This window comes from Acinetobacter sp. AB03 (genome assembly GCF_058107045.1).
In genome coordinates this window covers 55,196-73,031 of the sequence record NZ_JBUEBA010000002.1, presented here as the reverse complement: position 1 = coordinate 73,031, position 17,836 = coordinate 55,196, and the positions used below count along the sequence as shown (strand labels likewise).

The 17,836-nt window shown below is 43.2% G+C and carries 17 protein-coding genes; 6 read left to right on the top strand and 11 right to left on the bottom strand.

Going from position 1 to position 17,836, the window contains the following annotated elements; all coding sequences use genetic code 11:
* Positions 1-225: 225 nt before the first annotated feature.
* A complete protein-coding gene (locus ACY3FQ_RS00535; protein ID WP_489773504.1) occupies positions 226-909 on the bottom strand; it encodes a M23 family metallopeptidase in 684 nt (227 codons plus the stop codon).
* Positions 910-1,017: 108 nt separating this feature from the next.
* Between ACY3FQ_RS00535 and ACY3FQ_RS00530 the strand changes: the two genes are divergently transcribed.
* Positions 1,018-1,458: a hypothetical protein gene (locus ACY3FQ_RS00530; protein ID WP_058870506.1), complete on the top strand. Its 441-nt coding sequence runs from the start codon at positions 1,018-1,020 to the stop codon at positions 1,456-1,458.
* 97 nt (positions 1,459-1,555) lie between these two features.
* Here the strand turns inward: ACY3FQ_RS00530 and lpxC are convergent, their stop codons facing one another.
* The 9 genes from lpxC to ACY3FQ_RS00485 all read right to left on the bottom strand — a co-directional run bounded on the left by lpxC (position 1,556) and on the right by ACY3FQ_RS00485 (position 11,792).
* Entirely contained in the window at positions 1,556-2,458 is a 903-nt protein-coding gene (gene lpxC / locus ACY3FQ_RS00525; RefSeq protein WP_489773503.1) for a UDP-3-O-acyl-N-acetylglucosamine deacetylase, read from the bottom strand.
* 123 nt (positions 2,459-2,581) lie between these two features.
* The gene (gene ftsZ, locus ACY3FQ_RS00520; protein WP_125273738.1) at positions 2,582-3,778 is read right to left on the bottom strand and encodes a cell division protein FtsZ; all 1,197 of its coding nucleotides are present in this window, start codon (positions 3,776-3,778) and stop codon (positions 2,582-2,584) included.
* Between the two features lie 163 nt (positions 3,779-3,941).
* A complete protein-coding gene (gene ftsA / locus ACY3FQ_RS00515) occupies positions 3,942-5,204 on the bottom strand; it encodes a cell division protein FtsA (RefSeq protein ID WP_201952872.1) in 1,263 nt (420 codons plus the stop codon).
* A gap of 66 nt (positions 5,205-5,270) precedes the next feature.
* Positions 5,271-6,125 carry a cell division protein FtsQ/DivIB gene (locus tag ACY3FQ_RS00510; RefSeq protein WP_094148484.1) on the bottom strand — a complete coding sequence of 285 codons (855 nt, stop codon included), beginning with the start codon at positions 6,123-6,125 and terminating at the stop codon, positions 5,271-5,273.
* A complete protein-coding gene (locus ACY3FQ_RS00505; protein WP_159152739.1) occupies positions 6,126-7,055 on the bottom strand; it encodes a D-alanine--D-alanine ligase in 930 nt (309 codons plus the stop codon).
* Positions 7,056-7,111: 56 nt separating this feature from the next.
* Positions 7,112-8,560: a UDP-N-acetylmuramate--L-alanine ligase gene (gene murC / locus ACY3FQ_RS00500; protein WP_131230819.1), complete on the bottom strand. Its 1,449-nt coding sequence runs from the start codon at positions 8,558-8,560 to the stop codon at positions 7,112-7,114.
* Positions 8,561-8,572: 12 nt separating this feature from the next.
* Positions 8,573-9,670 carry an undecaprenyldiphospho-muramoylpentapeptide beta-N-acetylglucosaminyltransferase gene (murG, locus tag ACY3FQ_RS00495; RefSeq protein WP_159152740.1) on the bottom strand — a complete coding sequence of 366 codons (1,098 nt, stop codon included), beginning with the start codon at positions 9,668-9,670 and terminating at the stop codon, positions 8,573-8,575.
* Between the two features lie 480 nt (positions 9,671-10,150).
* The gene (gene gshB / locus ACY3FQ_RS00490) at positions 10,151-11,095 is read right to left on the bottom strand and encodes a glutathione synthase (protein WP_058870511.1); all 945 of its coding nucleotides are present in this window, start codon (positions 11,093-11,095) and stop codon (positions 10,151-10,153) included.
* Positions 11,096-11,309: 214 nt separating this feature from the next.
* The gene (locus ACY3FQ_RS00485) at positions 11,310-11,792 is read right to left on the bottom strand and encodes a glutathione peroxidase (RefSeq protein ID WP_058952487.1); all 483 of its coding nucleotides are present in this window, start codon (positions 11,790-11,792) and stop codon (positions 11,310-11,312) included.
* A 180-nt stretch (positions 11,793-11,972) separates the two neighbouring features.
* On the opposite strand from ACY3FQ_RS00485, the gene ACY3FQ_RS00480 reads away from it, so the two are divergent.
* The 4 genes from ACY3FQ_RS00480 (at position 11,973) to ACY3FQ_RS00465 (ending at position 16,106) form a co-directional block, all read left to right on the top strand.
* Entirely contained in the window at positions 11,973-12,425 is a 453-nt protein-coding gene (locus tag ACY3FQ_RS00480; RefSeq protein ID WP_063454394.1) for a MarR family winged helix-turn-helix transcriptional regulator, read from the top strand.
* Entirely contained in the window at positions 12,426-12,623 is a 198-nt protein-coding gene (locus ACY3FQ_RS00475; protein WP_058951525.1) for a DUF3565 domain-containing protein, read from the top strand.
* Positions 12,624-12,819: 196 nt separating this feature from the next.
* Positions 12,820-15,057 carry a TonB-dependent receptor gene (locus ACY3FQ_RS00470; RefSeq protein ID WP_058951524.1) on the top strand — a complete coding sequence of 746 codons (2,238 nt, stop codon included), beginning with the start codon at positions 12,820-12,822 and terminating at the stop codon, positions 15,055-15,057.
* Positions 15,058-15,245: 188 nt separating this feature from the next.
* Entirely contained in the window at positions 15,246-16,106 is an 861-nt protein-coding gene (locus ACY3FQ_RS00465) for a methylated-DNA--[protein]-cysteine S-methyltransferase (protein WP_148825318.1), read from the top strand.
* A gap of 41 nt (positions 16,107-16,147) precedes the next feature.
* Here ACY3FQ_RS00465 and pyrE read toward each other — a convergent pair whose 3' ends face one another.
* On the bottom strand, positions 16,148-16,798 hold the full coding sequence (pyrE, locus tag ACY3FQ_RS00460; protein WP_087011901.1) for an orotate phosphoribosyltransferase: 651 nt from the start codon (positions 16,796-16,798) through the stop codon (positions 16,148-16,150).
* A gap of 39 nt (positions 16,799-16,837) precedes the next feature.
* On the opposite strand from pyrE, the gene ACY3FQ_RS00455 reads away from it, so the two are divergent.
* Complete coding sequence (locus ACY3FQ_RS00455; RefSeq protein ID WP_489773502.1) at positions 16,838-17,656, top strand: exodeoxyribonuclease III; 819 nt, start codon at positions 16,838-16,840, stop codon at positions 17,654-17,656.
* Positions 17,657-17,836: the final 180 nt, after the last annotated feature.

The following is a 17,836-nucleotide window of genomic DNA, read 5'->3' as shown; positions in this document are numbered from 1 at the left end:
CGTCCTATAAGAGTATCGCTACAGCTGAATATGGCTGAGCCCTACTATTTAGCAACTAAATAGTCATTGACCATTCGTTACCCAAGATAACAAAAAACCGCCAATTTAGGCGGTTTTTTATACATTTAATGCTGTTTTTTGATGCTAACTTAGATTCCATCAGAGCTGTATTCCTTTTTCAAGCATCAGACCAACGGTAAGTTCGGATCATCGATCAAATCGGATTTAAGGCAACATTGCTAAATAAGTCGATGGGTTTTTGCGTTGACCATCTTTCACTACTTCATAGTGTAAATGTGGGCCAGTACAACGACCTGTGCATCCGACATTGGCAATATGTTCACCAGCGTCTACACGGTCACCAACACGAGCAATTAAACGTGATGCATGAGCATAGCGCGTGATATAACCATTGCCATGGTTAATTTCAACGTATTGACCATAACCTGTACCCCAGCCTGACTTGGTCACAATCCCTGGGCCTGTCGCATAAATCGGTGTACCGCTTGGCGCAGCAAGATCTAGACCTGAGTGGCGCTCAGCACGACCATTCATGGTACGACCACCATAACTAGAGCTAACACGTGCGCTTGGAAGTGGGTGTGTCACTAACCACGAATATGGATTATTTGAAAAACTTTTTGCAGAGGATTCCGAACCGTATTTTTTCGCCAATGAGGCGTTGTTGAGTTCAACCGTTTTTTCACGGAGCTGAACGGTCATTTTCGTTTCGACAGGAACATCAATATCATTCGATTCAGTATAAGCACCTTCCGATAATGTGCGTGTCAATTGCTCAATTCGATCCGAAGAAGCATTATTTGTATTGAGTTCTACCAAATCAGCGAAGGCTACTGAAGCAGCCGATGCCGCAAAAGAAAAAGCCAACAAAATACGTCGCATATGCATAAAAAACCTCTTAAAACTGTTCTTACGAATGTTTCTTGCGTGATCTCGTCCTTGATATCTACCGAAAGAAGCGCATAAGATTAAGACATTAACATGAAGGAAATATGTATGTCCGAACCAGTGAATCTCTTTCAACAAACCAGAAAACACATAAAAACAGGAAACTTAACGTTTCTCTCAAAGCAAGTGACTGCATGGCAGAAACTTACAAAACTGATTCAACCTATCCTACCGCAACCAGAGCAGTGGCAGGTTGTTTGTTATCAATATGGTATTTTGACGATTACCGGCGAAAATCAAGCGATGATTAGTCAACTTGGTTACCTTCAAAAACAATATATTGCACAACTGTCGGAACTTGATGAGTTTAAAGACCTACAAAAACTCCAAGTTCGTTTGAGAATCCCCTCTCAAACACCCGCAAAGATACAATCTATTTCAAGATCGCTAAGCACAGAAACTCAAGACTTAATTCGAGGTGCTGCTGACTTTGTGAGCGACCCTAAGCTTAGCCAAGCAATGCGCCGTTTGGCAAGCAAAAAAAAGTAACCTCGTCTCGACCCGCGTCAGAATTGCGTTTTTAAAATGATAAATTCATCACATTTATGCTTGTTACAATATAACGTCACACAATAAAGACAATGACTTAAGTCACACTCACATAAGGAATTGGACACTGATCTTCGTCATTAAATGTTACAATTTCATAGCTGCTTGGATCACTTTGGACATTGCGCAATAATTGATTATTCAAAGCATGCCCAGACTTATATCCATCAAATTTGGCAATAATTTGGTGACCGAGCAAGTAAAGATCCCCCACCGCATCTAATATTTTGTGACGAACAAATTCATCTGAGAAGCGTAAACCTTCTTCATTCACCACCCCCGTTTCATCAACGCCAATGGCATTGTCTAAACTTGCCCCCAAAGCGAGATTATTGGCTTTGAGGTAGTCCAAATCTTTCATAAAACCAAAAGTACGAGCTTCGCTGACTTCATAAACAAAGGTTTCTGTTGAAAAATCAATAGTGGCAGACTGATATTCTTTCTTAAAAGCGGGATGGTCGAAGTCAATGGTAAAGTTGAGTTGGAAACCCTCATGTGGGCGGAAAATGGCGCGTTTGTCGTCGATAAGTGCTTCTACAGGTCTGAGGATTTTTATAAATTTTTTAGGGGCAACCAGTTCTTTGAGACCACCTTGCATGAGCAAGTAAATAAACGGACCTGCACTACCATCCATAATTGGGACTTCAGAGGCAGACACTTCAATGATCAGGTTATCAATACCCAGACCTGCAATTGCACTCATAACATGTTCAATCGTACCGACTTTGGCATCTTCTTGAACCAAGTTTGAACACATGAAGGCTTCTTGGATCAACATCGCATTTGCACGAATGTCGACGGGTGGATTGAGATCGATACGACGAAACACAATTCCTCCGTCCGCATGATGTGGCACAAAGTTAATTAAGACTTTTTGACCACTATGCAAACCAATGCCGCTTGCTTTAACGACACGTTGTAGAGTTCTTTGTTTCAACATGTTTCATACCATCTCACCACTAAACCGCTATACGTTAGCATATTTAGCCATTGATAAAAAACAAAAAGGTAGTCAGAGACTACCTTTTCTTCATCACATGTGGCTTAACCACATCAATAAATACTACTTACGTTGTTGATTTTTCAGGTAATCCTGAATACTCATTGGTGTTGGACGTGCAGCACTCACTGTCGATGCAGAACTCGCTGCAGCAGCCGCGTCTTGGTTCTGACGCTGGATTGCAGGCACATCATCATCTTCAACAACCGCTTGCGTTGCATGCCCATGTTGTGCTACCTGCACATGTGCATTTGGACGCTTCACTGGCTCAGCAGAATCTGCTGAATTTCGAGTCAAACCTGTTGCAATGACAGTGACACTGATTTCATCACGCGCATCTGGATCAAATACGGTACCGTAGAAGACTTGGCCTTCATCTAGATCGACAATTTGATTCACAACGTCGGTAATTTCTTCGATTTCGCCAAACGTAACGTCATCACCACCAGTCACATTAATCAGAATCCCTTTGGCATTCATAATGGTGACGTTATCCAGCAATGGACTACGGATCGCTTGTTCAGCTGCTTGGCGTGCGCGGTTTTCACCACGACCTAAACCCGCACCCATCATGGCATAACCACGTGTGCTCATCGCAGTTTTCAAGTCAGCAAAGTCAAGGTTAATATGACCTGGGCGCACCACCAAATCAAAGATACTACGGACCGCATTTAATAAGACATCATCCGCTTTTTTGTAAGCATCTTTCATTGAGATGTCACGGAAAACTTTTAACAAACGTTGGTTTGGAATGATGATTAAAGAATCTACATGCGCTTCTAATGCTTCAATGCCTTGCTCAGCAGACTGAAGACGACGTTTACCTTCAAAGTTAAACGGTGTCGTTACTACGCCTACGGTTAAAATGCCCATTTCTTTGGCAATTTCAGCAACCACTGGCGCAGCACCTGTACCTGTACCACCGCCCATACCAGCAGTGACAAACACCATGTCAGTACCTTCAAGGTGCTGACGAATCAAGTCACGACTTTCTTCAGCCGCTGCTTGACCTACATTTGGATTGGCGCCCGCACCCAAGCCACGGGTACTTTGCTCACCCAACTGGATTTTGAATTGTGCATTCATACGGTCTAGCGCTTGCTTGTCCGTATTGGCACATACAAATTTTACACCTTGAATATCTGACTCAAGCATGTGTTGTACGGCGTTACCACCTGCACCACCAACACCAAACACAGTAAAACGGGCTTGACCGTTGCTATCGGTTTGATCATCTTCTAAAAATTCAAATGAGGCCATGACCTATAGATTTCCTAATTCGTTATTGGCAGTCACTTAAGCCCGTATACTGCCTTGATCTTAATAAACAAAATTGCTTTTAAGCATGCTGTGCAAGCCATAGCTTGTCAAGTTTAAGCGATGCGTTGTACAACTTCTTAACAATATTCCAAAAAAATTCAACTTAAAAAACAGATTTCAGCTTTTCATAGAGTCCAGACCAAGCACGTCCAACGCGTTTAATCAGAGACAGTTTTTCTGTATCTTCTGGTTCCACTATGGTTTCTTGTGTTTCGCTCTGACTAAACATCAACAAACCTGCAGCAGTGGCATACTGAGAGCGACGCAGTGCGGCAATATTTTGCTCATCTGCTGTCACTTGCACAGGTGGATTACCCAAATGTGCAGACACACCCAACATACGACGAGTCAGCGTCACCATACCTTCGATTTGACTGGCATCACCAGTTAACACCACACCATGATACAAACCATGAATCGCACCATTACGCTCTAGCTCTTGGCGAACTTGGCCTAAGATTTCTTCATAACGCGCAATCACGATTTCAGTCAGCTCAATACGACTAATCGTTTGCGGACCATCAATCCCTTGGATCTGAATCATATGGTCCGGCTTAACCGACTTAATGTCGACACACCCATAGAGTAATTTAATTCGCTCAGCTTCTTCAGTGGTGGTTTGTAACACAGCAGCAATATCACGGGTGACATGTTCGCCACCACGCTGCAAAGTATGTGTCAACGCCAAACGACCATCCAAATACACCGCAATATTGGTGGTACCTGCACCAATATCGACTAAACAAACACCATACTCTTTTTCATCTTTGAGTAGGCTCGCCTCTGCCGTTGCCAGACAAGACACCACCAGTTTCTCCACCCCGATGTTCGCGCCTTTTAAGGCCCGATCAAGGTTTTGCATGGTACTAATTGGTAACATCATCAACTGATAATGACCAATCATGCTATGTGCAGACATCCGTATTGGGTTTTGTACCCACTCAGTGGAGTCATCCAGCTCAAAGCCCAGTGGAACAGCACTGACCAAATAATGATCCGAGGTCATGTGGCTGGCTTTGGCCAACTCTAATGCACGAACCACTTCACTTGTTGTAATTGTATGGTCAGTATTTTCAACTGGCGTTCGTCCAGATGCATAAAAGCTTTTTAACTCGGCACTTGGGATCGACACCCACGCGGAATGGACACGGCATTCAGCCATATCTTCTGCTTCTTGCACGGCATTTTTTATCGCTGTAATGACTTTATCAAGACTTACAATTTTTCCTTTATTCATGCCTCGGTTACGAGCAGTTGCCATTCCTATCACTTGGATATTGTCTGGCGCATGTACCTTACCAATCAAAACTGAAACTTTGTGCGTCCCAATGTCAATCGCAACAACTGAGGGAACCGCTTCATTCATTATTTACTACTACCATCACATGTTTGTTTAATTTATGGCTTTATGCCTCTGTTTTAAAGCCAAGTATTATGGCTTTGCTGCTGCTCCACCTGCAATGCTTGTGTCATCAATAGTTACAACAAAATGACCATTTGCTATCTTTGGTGCGGCAGCATTCTTCCATTGGATGGCCAAGCCATTCCGATAACGCAAATCAATGGCAGATACTTTGGCCCAAACTGGCTTCAAATCACTTTGAGCCAAATAACTCAAACGTTGCAGCTTACTCATGGTTTGATCCTGATCTACGATAACACGTAAACCTGAATCGAACTGCATAAACCAAGTCATACGCTCCGTTAAATATAGTTCTTTTAAACGGAGATTGACTGGCTGGAATAATTGATTAATTTCATTATAACGGCGCATCATCATTTTAGATTGACTGATTGGGCCGTGTAATAAAGGCAAATTCTGATTATTTTTCGGTGTCACTTCGCTAAATACGTCACCACTGTCACTTAAGAGGCGCCCTGTCCCCCAACGTGCAATTGCATGCCGAGGCATGACGCGAACGCGAATCGCATTCGGCCATGCCCGCGAAACCACCACACGATCGACCCAAGCCAGCTCTAAAGTTCGATCACGAATTTCTTCTAAATCTGAGGTGAAATAATTATGGGTAATGGCCGCTGAAACATGTCCCATCACCTGATTCTTTTCCGCCTCAGAACGTACGCCTACTACATCAAGTTCGGCCACGCGTGCATCTGTCATGACTTGATATAAGCCATAAATACCAACCAACAGCACCGCCACGGCAACGACCAACATCACCCAACCACCAAAGTTGGCAAGCTTTTCCTTACGCGTCGGTGGTTTATCGTGTATTGAAGTAATCGCTGCGCGTTTACGGCGCATAGAAGCAGGTAATTGCGCCATTTAGTGAGCCGCACCTGTCAATGTTTGCTCTAAAATTTGGACACAAAGCGCATCAAAGCTATAACCCACTGCATTTGCTGCTTTCGGCACCAAGGAGTGACTGGTCATACCGGGTACTGTATTCACTTCTAGTAACCAGAAATTGCCTTGCTCATCTTGCATCGCATCAATACGGCCCCAACCACTTGCACCCACAGCTTGGAATGCACGGAGGCAAAGCGCTTGCAACTTTTGCTCTTCTTCAGCGCTTAAGCCACACGGAATTCCGTATTCCACATCATTACGTTGATATTTCGCTTCATAATCATAAAAAGCCACATCAGCAGGCGGTTGTAGACGAATCACAGGTAGCGGTTGACCATTTAAAAATGAAATCGTGAATTCACGTCCCGTAATCCATTTTTCAGCCATCACCACAGCATCGTGTTGGGTCGCCTTGGCGATTGCCGCTGCCAAATCTTCTGCTTTTTCGACTTTACTCATGCCGACACTTGAACCTTCGTGTACCGGCTTGATAATCAGTGGAAGACCCAAATTCTCCACCACTTCAGCCAAATCTGACTCTTGGCTAATGATGCGATAGGGCGCTGTCGGTAAGTCTGAACCCTGCCAAACTTGCTTGGTTTTAACTTTATCCATACCAATAGCAGAACCCTGTACGCCTGTTCCAGTATACGGGATGTTGAGCCACTCCAAGACACCTTGGATTTGACCATCTTCCCCACCGCGACCATGCAACACAATAAACGCACGGTCATACCCGACCAATTCCGTCACACTACGCTCTTGCGGGTCAAAAGCTTCTGCATTTACACCCGAACGAACCAATGCTTCAAGTACAGCTGCACCACTATCTAGAGAAACCTCACGCTCAGCAGACTTACCACCAAGCAACACCGCTACTTTGCCGAATTTTGAAGCATTTGACACGTTGATATCCTTAAACTTTATGACTGTTTTATTCATTGAGTAATCACAAAACGTGATTATTTTAAATATAAATGATTGCTTGCAAGCTCAACCGAGATAGCCCCCACATTACCTGCGCCTTGCGTCAATAACAAGTCATCCGCTTGTAACACTTTTTTCAACGCATGCTGCAAATTACCTTCGACCGGATCGATCAAAATCGGCTCTACATCGCCACGTAAACGAATACTACGCGCCAATGAACGACTATCTGCCCCCACAATCGGTTTTTCACCCGCAGGATAGACTTCAAGCAGCAACAACTGATCGACATGTGACAGTACATCCACAAAGTCATCGAAACAGTCACGGGTACGGCTAAAACGGTGCGGCTGGAACATCATCACTAAACGACGGTCTGGATGGCTTGCTCGTGCCGCTTTAATGGTCGCTTCGACTTCTTTTGGATGGTGACCATAGTCATCCACCAATTTTACATTGCCGCCTTCAATGTCAAATTCGCCCTGTACTTGGAAACGACGACCTACACCGCTGAAACTTTCCAACGCACGTGCAATCGCAGCATCAGACACACCTTCATCGGTTGCAATACCAATCGCCGCAAGTGCATTTAAAATATTATGCAAACCCGGCAAATTGATGGTTAAACGCAAAGGCTCACGATCTTTACGTAATACGGTAAAGTGCGACTGCATGCCTTCTTGTTCAATATCCAATGCACGAATGTCATTGTCTTCGTTAAAACCATACGTGATCAATGGACGACCAATGCGCGGCATGATTTCACGAATGTTGGCATCATCGCCACATACCACAGCCAAGCCGTAAAACGGTAGTTTTTGTAAGAACTGTACAAAGGTATCTTTTAAGACATCGAAACTACCACCATAGGTGTCCATGTGGTCTGCATCAATATTGGTCACGATGGTGGCCATCGGTTGCAGATGCAGGAATGATGCATCTGACTCATCTGCCTCTGCCACGATAAAACGACTCGCACCCAGTGCAGCATTCACACCAGTACGGTTCAGCAAACCGCCAATCACATAAGTTGGGTCGAGATTTTCTTCTGCCAACATACACGTGACAAGGCTAGTGGTCGTGGTTTTACCATGTGTTCCTGCAACAGCAATCCCATGACGGTAGCGCATCAGCTCACCCAGCATTTCTGCACGGCGCACCACAGGTGTACGCGTTTCAATGGCTGCTTTAATTTCTGGGTTTTCTGCATCAATTGCAGTCGACACCACAATTACGTTTGCACCCTGAATATTTTCAGCGGTATGGCCGATATAAACTTTGATGCCGTTTTCTTCAAGCTGAGCCGTGGTTTTTGACGCCTTGATATCTGAACCTGAGACTTTGTAACCTTGGTTCTTGAGCACTTCGGCAATACCACACATACCTGCACCACCAATCCCAATAAAATGGATGTGCTTAATACGGCGCATTTCTGGCACTTTAATTAACTTTTTTGCTTGATCAGCAGGCGTAGATGGCGACATAAAATACTCGGTTTACAATGCTTGAATTAAACGAACCACATGTTGGGTTGCATCGGGTTGTGCTTGCTGACGTGCTTTCACTGCCATTTCAGACAATAACTGACGGTTCATCAAGGGTAATAATAATGCTTTTAAACTCTCGGGCGTCATGCTTACTTGCGGGCAAATTTTGGCTGCACCGATATTGGCTAAAAACTTTGCATTGGCCGTTTGGTGATCATCCACTGCGCTTGGCAGCGGAACAAACACGGCAGCCACACCCGCAGTCGCAATCTCGGTCACGGTTAACGCCCCAGCACGGCAAATAATTAAATCGGCATCGCTATAGGCTTGAGCCATATCTTCAATAAAAGGGTGAACTTCAACCTGAAGCTGTTCAGGGGCATCAGCATAACGCGCTTGGGTCGCCTCTGCATGGTTTTGACCACACTGATGATAAACGCTTAACGGCACATTCAATTGCTTCAATGCTTCAGGAACACACTCATTTAACGCTTGTGCACCCAACGAGCCACCCACAATTAAAACTCGAAGCGTGGCCCCAGCTTTTTCACGTTCTTGATAACGCCAAGACGGATTTAAAATTTCCGTAATCTCTTTGCGGACGGGATTACCCGTGGTCACAATTTTATCTTGTGCCGCAAAGGTGTTTGGAAAAGCCTGACACACTGTTTTGGCAATACGTGATAACTGCGTATTGGTAAATCCAGCAATCGCATTCTGCTCATGAATAATCACAGGAATACCCAGTGCGCGCGCAGCCAATCCACCTGGCCCAGCGACATAACCCCCAAAGCCCGCGACGGCATCGACTTTGAGCTGCTTCATGTAACGCATTGCACTTAAAGTGGCTTTTAAAATTTTAAAGGGTGCCAATACTTTGCGGACTAAGCCATTGCCGCGCACACCTTGAATATCAATTTGATAAATTGGGATATCGTGATTTTTAAGCAGGCGATTTTCCATACCTGTAGGCGTAGCAAGCCACGAGACTTGGCAGCCTTGTTGCTGTAATTCCTTAGCCACAGCAAGTGCTGGAAAAACATGCCCGCCCGTTCCGGCAGCCATCATCATTACATGTTTCGGCTTTGTTTGTGTTGCTTCGGTCACAGTCTAATTCTTCAATTCTAAAAATATGGAAACAAAATTCAATTTTAAGCGATCAATTGTAATCACAAACGCATAGCCGCGAAAGATTATTTACTTTTTTTCAACAGGCATTTGATTGTTTTTTTCTACTGATTTTCAAGTTTAAACTAGATTTGTTATCAGATGTGCATTTTTACTCAAACTACAGCACACAATCAGGCTCAACAGCACAATTGGAGATATTTAAAAATAAAACAATGAAGCTGATTTGAATCAAATATTTAACATCATTCTAAAACCCAATTCGCGTCATTGTAGCGCCTAGAAATACAATCTGAGTGCATACATTTGAGTAGGATGAAAATTTGTAGTGTCTAGCAACATAATCCGCTTTATTTTCAACCAAATTTATACACTTTGCAGCAAAGTACAGCTCTATTCCAAAACCGACCACCTCCATGAAGTAAAAAAGGAACCATTTCAGGTTCCTTTTCTGTCGTTTTAGCTGGCTTTGCCTGCTTCCAAGACATCAAATAAATCATCGGCAATCGAGGTACCAAATTGCGCATCAATCTCACGAATACAGGTTGGACTGGTGACATTAATCTCGGTCACATAATTGCCAATCACATCAAGTCCGACAAAAACCAAACCTTTTTCACGTAAGAAGGGGCCCACTTTTGCAGCAATCGCCTTGTCGTTTTCAGTCAAAGGACGTGCTTGACCCAAACCACCTGCGGCCAAATTCCCACGGACTTCGCCGTTTTGTGGAATACGCGCCAAACAGTACGGAATAGGTTCACCATTGACCAGCAAAATACGCTTATCCCCTTCCACAATTTCAGGAATATAACGCTGCGCCATAATCGGACGTGTGCCCATTTCCGTCAACATTTCCAAAGTTGAGCCAATGTTCACACCATCTTGATATAAACGGAAAATTCCCATACCCCCCATACCATCAAGAGGCTTCACAATCACATCACCATGTTCTTTGATAAATTCACGGATCAGGCTTTGTTGTGAAGTCACTAATGTAGGGACTTGGAGTTCGGGGAACTGCGTGGCAAACAGTTTTTCATTACAGTCACGTAAGGACTGTGGTTTATTGATAATCCACGCGCCTTCACGTTCCGCTTGTTCCAAAATATAGGTGGTGTAGACAAAGTTCATGTCGAACGGCGGATCTTTACGCATCAAGATCACATCGTAATCGGCCAAGGACTCTTTTTGCTGTTCGCCCAACTCAAAATAATGATCGTAGTCTTCAAACACTTTTAAGGGAGAAATCAGACCAAAGGCTTTGCCTTGATCGATATATAAATCGTGTTGTAATGCATAACCCAGCTCGTGTCCACGACGGCTTGCGGCCCATAACATGGCCATGGTGGAATCTTTTTTGAGATTCACCGTTTCAATCGGGTCCATCACTACCAGTACACGCATAATTCTCACGCTCATATTTTTTAAACTTGGCAAAAGTATAGCGAAGTTTTCAGGTTTGGGTGCAACAAGTTGTGTAATAATTAGAGATTAAAAAATCTATTTTATTCAAATAACTACAACACATTGTAGTAACAAATCAGATACTAACTGCGCGATGCAACAAAGGAAGTATGCGCCTATTACCACGCAACAGCTCCTTTCCACACCTTCTCCATTAAGCCAAAAGGCGTTGAATATCCTTAGCAATTTTTTCGGGCTTAACAATTGGCGCATAGCGTTTCACCACCAGCCCTTTTTGGTTAATGAGAAACTTGGTGAAATTCCACTTGATGCTTTGACTACCTAAAATGCCTTTAGCTTCAGTGGTTAAATACTGATACAACGGATGCGCTGTAGGACCATTCACGTCAACTTTGGCAAACATCGGGAAAGAGACCCCATAATTACGCTGACAAAAACTGCCGATCTCTTCATTACTCGCAGGGTCTTGCTGCGCAAATTGGTTGCAGGGAAAACCTAAAATCAGTAGACCTTGCTGTTGATAGTCCTGATATAACTTTTCCAAGCCTTCAAATTGCGGGGTTAAACCACATTGGCTGGCGGTATTCACCACCAATAAAACCTTGCCCTGATAATCTGCCAGATTTTTTTGCTCGCCTTCCAACAGTTCAGCCTGAAAATCATAAATTGTGGTCATTACATCTCTTCCATTCATCAAAATGTCATTAATTAAAGTCGCTTCAAGCACTGAACCGACCTCATTTTCAAAATAATATCGCACACAATTAACTTGTGTACAATACTATTATGCGCAATACACTTTTACCTCTATTTCATTTATACTGCTTTACAGACATTAACACCCAAGGACTGCAATATGGCGGACACCCCTCTTTTAGAAAATCGCGTGTGTTTTGCCATGTATTCCGCAACCAATGCGATGGTTCGTCAATACCGTCCACGCTTACAGGTTTACGATCTGACCTATCCACAATTTATTGTTTTGTTGGCTTTATACGAGCAGGACAATGTGACGCTGACCGAGATTGGACAAAAAACCTTTTTTGACTCAGGCACCTTAACCCCAATTATTAAAAAACTAGAAGAAAAACAGTTTTTAAAGCGTGTTGCTGTCAAAGAAGATGAACGTATGAAAAAAGTCGTTCTGCTGGAAAAAGCACTCTTAGCCAAAGATAAAATTATAGCCATTCCATTTGAGCTGGCGTGTTCTTTAGGTCTAGATCCCGATGATTTGGTAGCCATCCATCAACTCTGTCAGCGTTTTTTAAACGGCTTAGAACAGCCTCAACACGTCAGTCGAGGTACTTAAGTGCAACAAGCGATTGTCGGTTTTCATCTCGATGAAGAACATCATTGGGTGGCGGAGCTTTCCTGTGGCCACACACAACATGTCCGCCATACTCCACCGTGGCAAAACCGTCCTTGGGTACAAACTGAGCAAGGACGCCAAGAAAAAATAGGCATTCTTTTAAGCTGTAAAAAATGCATAGAAAATGCACAAAAATAATACTTTTACATTTTCTTCAAATTTTAATGCTTATTTATCAATTTTTTATAAAAATTAACAAGCCTGTACAGCTGAACTTTTCAACCCAGTAAAACTATGTAGAAAAAATGAATATTACCGTAAGTCTTGTTCATTTTTTGTAAATGATTATACTTCTCATTTTTATTGGCAATTCACTCTCTCCGAGCCTCAAATCATGATGAAATTTTCACCACAGCAGCTTTGTGGTTCTAACCTATTCAAATATAGCCTTCTCAGCTTTATGATTTTAAATGTGCATGCAGCCTATGCGGATGAAGCAACGCTACAAAATAATGAGAACCCCTCCTCTCAAGCGACGACAAACAAATCGAACACAACAGCAGTTCTGCCTACTTTAAAAATTGAGGCAATGAGTGAGCTTGATCCAATCAAAAGCTATGTTGATTACGATCAGGCCAATGTCACCCGTAATGGTTTAAAGAAAAAAGACATTCCTCAAACCATCGACACCATCGATGTACAGAAATATAAAATCTATGGCTCTAACGACCTCAGTGTAATGTTACAAGGTACACCAGGGGTATCCACCAGCTATGATACGCGTGGTGATGGCATTACCCTCCGTGGTTTCTCTGCCGACTCGGGTGATATTTACCGTGATGGTATTCGTGAAAGTGGCCAAGTGCGTCGTAGTACAGCCAACATTGAACGCATTGAAATTTTAAAAGGCCCTGCCTCGGTACTTTACGGTCGTAGTGCGGGCGGTGGTGTGATCAATATGGTGAGTAAATACGCCAACTTTGACTCGAAAAGTTCCGTCGGTACTTACGTAGGCTCATATGATAACTACGGTGCAACAGCAGATATTAACCAAGTCATAAATGACAACTGGGCTGTGCGCTTGACGGGTGAATACGGTGAAGCGGATAGTTTCCGTTCAGGCATTGACAGTAAAATTGAAATGATCTCGCCAAGTTTCACTTATAAAAATGATGATGAAACCCTCACGTGGACCACACAATATACTTATGACAAATTAAATCGAACCCCTGACCGCGGGCCTTCTTATAGTAATTTACCCGCAGGTATTTCAATCAAGACTGGCTTTGCTCAAGAAGGCGATTTTATTGAAGATGAATTACAAGTTATTCGTACTGATGTGAAATATCAATATGCGCCAAATTGGAATTTCCACTGGGCGCTCAGTTATCGCCAAGCTTATCAGAACTTTGACAACTTCTTTGGTGGCACCTATTGCAACAATAATCTCACTTTAGAAACAACGCCGAAAGCATGTACTTGGAATGGTTACGTGCGTCAAAGCTATGCATGGCAAGAAACCATGAATAAGACCATTACCAATACTTTTGATATATCTGGTTCATTCAAAACTGGAGCTGTAGAGCATCAGCTCCTCGTCGGTGCAGATGTCAGCCGTGAAGACCGCTCACCAAAACTAGGGAATTACTCAAGTGGTACAGGTGTTCCTCGCTACTATGGTTTTATTAACCCCTACAATCCAGCAGACCAATATAATACGTTACCAAGCTCAGAACGTCTCCCTGTAACCTCTGATAATCATCACGTAGGTGAGTCAATGGGGTTCTTTGCTCAAGATTTAATTAGCCTGACACCTGAACTTAAAATGATGTTAGGTATGCGCTATGATCAGTACAATTTCAAATCGACCAATCATATCCAGAACCTTTCAAAACAATATGATGATACGACCTTCAGTCCTAATATTGGCTTTGTATGGCAACCATCAGAACAACACAGTTTTTATACTTCATACAATAAAAGCTTCGCCCCTTATGGAGGTCGTGGCAATATTTCTGTTGATGTCACTACTGATCCAAGCTTGTATGACGCAGAACCGCAATACAATGAACAATATGAAATTGGGGTTAAGAGTGATTGGTTAGACCAACGCTTAAACACACAACTTTCGGTTTATGACATTCGTAAAAAGAATATTCGTTATCAACCTGATGCCAAAGAACAACCCTTCATTTGGTCTGTAGGTGGTGAGCATCAAGCCAAAGGTTTAGAGTTCAGCTTCATCGGTCGTGTACTGGACAACTTATTTGTCCGTGGTGGTTATGGTTATACCGATACTGAAGTGAAAAAGGATAAGGAAAAGCCTGAGAATGTAGGGAATGCATTAGCAAATACCTCTAAAAATACAGGTAACCTATTTGTGCGCTACTTACCTACAGAAAAACTCTATGGTGAAGTGGGCGTGACTTATGTTGGCTCTTACTATCCAAACATCAATAACTTGACCAAGATGGATGGTTTCAATCGCGTCGATGCTGCCATTGGTTATAGTGCTGATCCATGGAATGTGACTTTAGCTGTCAGTAACTTGACCAATAAAGAATACTGGCGTTCGGACTCTATGCCAGGTACACCACGCAGCTTCCTCATGCGTTTGAACTACCAGTTCTAAACCCACTTAGTTAAAACGCCATCTCAAGCGGAACAGGTCGCTGTTCCGCTTTTTTATGCTTAGCAATGGATGACTAAGCCAATCAATAAACGCTTCGAACCTTTTGTTATAAAGCGCAAGAAACGGATTTTCAGGCCTCGCTGGATTTGTTAGTGTTTTCTTAAGTTAAATGATTTCCGCGAGTAATCATGACAGAACATAGCAATTACGCACGTGTGGCAAAGGCAATTGAATACATTGAACAAAACTTCAAACAGCAACCCAGTTTGGCTGAGATTGCAGAACACGTTCATTTAAGTCCTACGCATTTTCAGCGTATCTTTAGCGAATGGGCAGGCATTAGCCCGAAGAAATTTCTACAATATATTAGTGTGGAATATGCAAAGTCGGTTTTGAAAAATCACACAGAAAATAATATTTTTGCAGCAACTTTTGACACTGGCCTTTCCAGTACCAGCCGATTGCATGATTTATTTGTCCAAATCGAAGGTATGACGCCCGCAGAATATAAACAGGGCGGTGAAGCACTCCACATTCACTATAGTTTTGCCGAAACCATTTTTGGCTCCGTCATTATTGCCTCGACCCCTAAAGGGATTTGTCATATGGCCTTTACCGAAGTAGATCGGGATGCATTGGTCTATCTGAAAAAACAGTTCCCACGTGCGACATTTATTGAAGATCAGGATGAATTACAACGCAAAGCACTCGCGATTTTTCAGCAAGATCAAAACAGCTTATCAGAGATTAAACTGCATCTGAAAGGCACCGACTTTCAGCTCAAGGTCTGGCAAAGTCTGCTCAAAATTCCCATGGGACAGCTCAGCAGTTATGCACATATTGCTCAAGAGATTGGGCAAAAGCGTGCCTCACGAGCGGTCGGAACAGCAATTGGCAGCAATCCCGTTGCCTTTTTAATTCCCTGCCATCGGGTCATTCAGTCTTCAGGGCAACGTGGCGGCTATATGTGGGGGACAACACGTAAAACTGCGATGATTGGCTGGGAAGGGGCGCATAGCCAAACACTAACCATAAAAGAGAGCGAATAAAAAAGGAAGCCGAAGCAAGCTTCCTTTTTTTGTTTCAACGTTTAGACGCCATATTTCACGCGATAGGCTTCCATTTTTGCTAAAGCTTCTGTCTCACCTTTAGCCTCTAAATAATTCATCAAATCTTTCATGGTCACCAATGCATGCACAGGAATTTCCAATTCTTTTTGGACTTCTTGAATCGCAGACAGTTCACCTTGACCTTTTTCTTGGCGGTCTAATGCCACCAACACACCTGCAATCTGCGCACCTGCATTTTTCAAAATGGTGACTACTTCACGGATCGCTGTACCCGCAGTAATCACGTCATCAATAATCCAGACTTTTTGGCCTGCAACGGACGCACCAACCAAGACCCCGCCTTCACCATGATCTTTGGCTTCTTTACGGTTGAAACCCCAAGGCACACTCACCCCATGATTTTGTGACAAGGCCACCGCTGTTGCAGCAACAAAAGGAATCCCTTTGTACGCAGGACCAAAGACCACCTCAACATTGTTGCATTCTGTCAGTTTGGCTGCATAGCCAGATGCCAGTAATGACAAGGCTTCACCGTCATTGAGTAGACCTGCATTAAAAAAATAAGGACTCACACGACCCGATTTTAAAGTAAACTCACCAAATTTAAGCACGCCACGTGATAATGCGAGTTCGATAAAAGCTTGAGGGTTAAATGTCGCTTGCGTTGTCATGCGGTGCTCCGTATTTTCAAATTGAGGTAAGACTTGCGCATGATACCAAAGAGTAGCTATCCAAGTGATCAAAAAATTTTACGTGTGGTTTCAATTAACGTAAATGGTCTACGTTCTGCAGAAAAAAAAGGGATTTTTGATTGGATTGCCACATCAGATGCTGATGTGATTTGCATGCAAGAATCTCGCATCACCCACGAACAATGGACCGATAAATTTAAACCTGAAGGCTGGCATACTCACCTGTTCCCTGCTGAACGTCCAGGGTATGCTGGCACTGCTATTTATAGCCGTTTACCATTTGTTTCAGTTACTGATGGGCTTGGTTTTGAATTAGCCGATTCTCAAGGCCGCTTTATTTCGGCTGAGTTTGACTTAGGCTTAGACCAAAACGTGCATATTTGTTCACTCTATTTACCATCGGGTTCTTCTGGTGAAGAAGCACAAGTACGTAAAGACCACTTCTTAGAAGAATACAAACAAATTTTGAAACAATGGCGCGATGAAAATAAATCCTTGATTGTCTGTGGTGACTACAACATCGTGCATAAACGCATCGACATTAAAAACTGGTCAGGCAATCAAAAAGCCTCAGGCTGCTTACCGCACGAACGCGCTTGGCTCGATCATATTTATGATGAACTTGGCTATGTCGATACTTTCCGTGAAGTACGTCCAGAAGCTGAGCTTTATTCGTGGTGGTCAAACCGTGGACAAGCCCGTGCGAAGAACGTGGGCTGGCGCATTGACTATCAAGCGTGCTCACCTGACTGGAAAGCCCGTACAGTCAATGCTTGGGTCTATAAAGAAACATGGTTTAGCGACCATGCACCTGTCATTATTGACTACAAAATCTAGATAAATGTAAATATTTAGCTCATATCCAGTGAACAACTGTTTACTGGATATGAGTTTTTAACCTACATTATCTGCCGTTTTTTGAGTCTTTTTCTGATCAATCAATCAATGCATTATGTTTCCACGGCAAAGGGACGATGTCAGGATGACAGCACAAGGACAGGACGCCGTAGGATGAAA

Bases quoted from the DNA above. Each gene is read 5' to 3' on its own strand.
- ACY3FQ_RS00535 (WP_489773504.1), bottom strand. From the start codon at position 909: ATGCATATGCGACGTATTTTGTTGGCTTTTTCTTTTGCGGCATCGGCT.
- ACY3FQ_RS00530 (WP_058870506.1), top strand. From the start codon at position 1,018: ATGTCCGAACCAGTGAATCTCTTTCAACAAACCAGAAAACACATAAAA.
- lpxC (WP_489773503.1), bottom strand. From the start codon at position 2,458: ATGTTGAAACAAAGAACTCTACAACGTGTCGTTAAAGCAAGCGGCATT.
- ftsZ (WP_125273738.1), bottom strand. From the start codon at position 3,778: ATGGCCTCATTTGAATTTTTAGAAGATGATCAAACCGATAGCAACGGT.
- ftsA (WP_201952872.1), bottom strand. From the start codon at position 5,204: ATGAATGAAGCGGTTCCCTCAGTTGTTGCGATTGACATTGGGACGCAC.
- ACY3FQ_RS00510 (WP_094148484.1), bottom strand. From the start codon at position 6,125: ATGGCGCAATTACCTGCTTCTATGCGCCGTAAACGCGCAGCGATTACT.
- murC (WP_131230819.1), bottom strand. From the start codon at position 8,560: ATGTCGCCATCTACGCCTGCTGATCAAGCAAAAAAGTTAATTAAAGTG.
- gshB (WP_058870511.1), bottom strand. From the start codon at position 11,095: ATGCGTGTACTGGTAGTGATGGACCCGATTGAAACGGTGAATCTCAAA.
- ACY3FQ_RS00485 (WP_058952487.1), bottom strand. From the start codon at position 11,792: ATGACCACAATTTATGATTTTCAGGCTGAACTGTTGGAAGGCGAGCAA.
- ACY3FQ_RS00480 (WP_063454394.1), top strand. From the start codon at position 11,973: ATGGCGGACACCCCTCTTTTAGAAAATCGCGTGTGTTTTGCCATGTAT.
- ACY3FQ_RS00470 (WP_058951524.1), top strand. From the start codon at position 12,820: ATGATGAAATTTTCACCACAGCAGCTTTGTGGTTCTAACCTATTCAAA.
- ACY3FQ_RS00465 (WP_148825318.1), top strand. From the start codon at position 15,246: ATGACAGAACATAGCAATTACGCACGTGTGGCAAAGGCAATTGAATAC.
- pyrE (WP_087011901.1), bottom strand. From the start codon at position 16,798: ATGACAACGCAAGCGACATTTAACCCTCAAGCTTTTATCGAACTCGCA.
- ACY3FQ_RS00455 (WP_489773502.1), top strand. From the start codon at position 16,838: ATGATACCAAAGAGTAGCTATCCAAGTGATCAAAAAATTTTACGTGTG.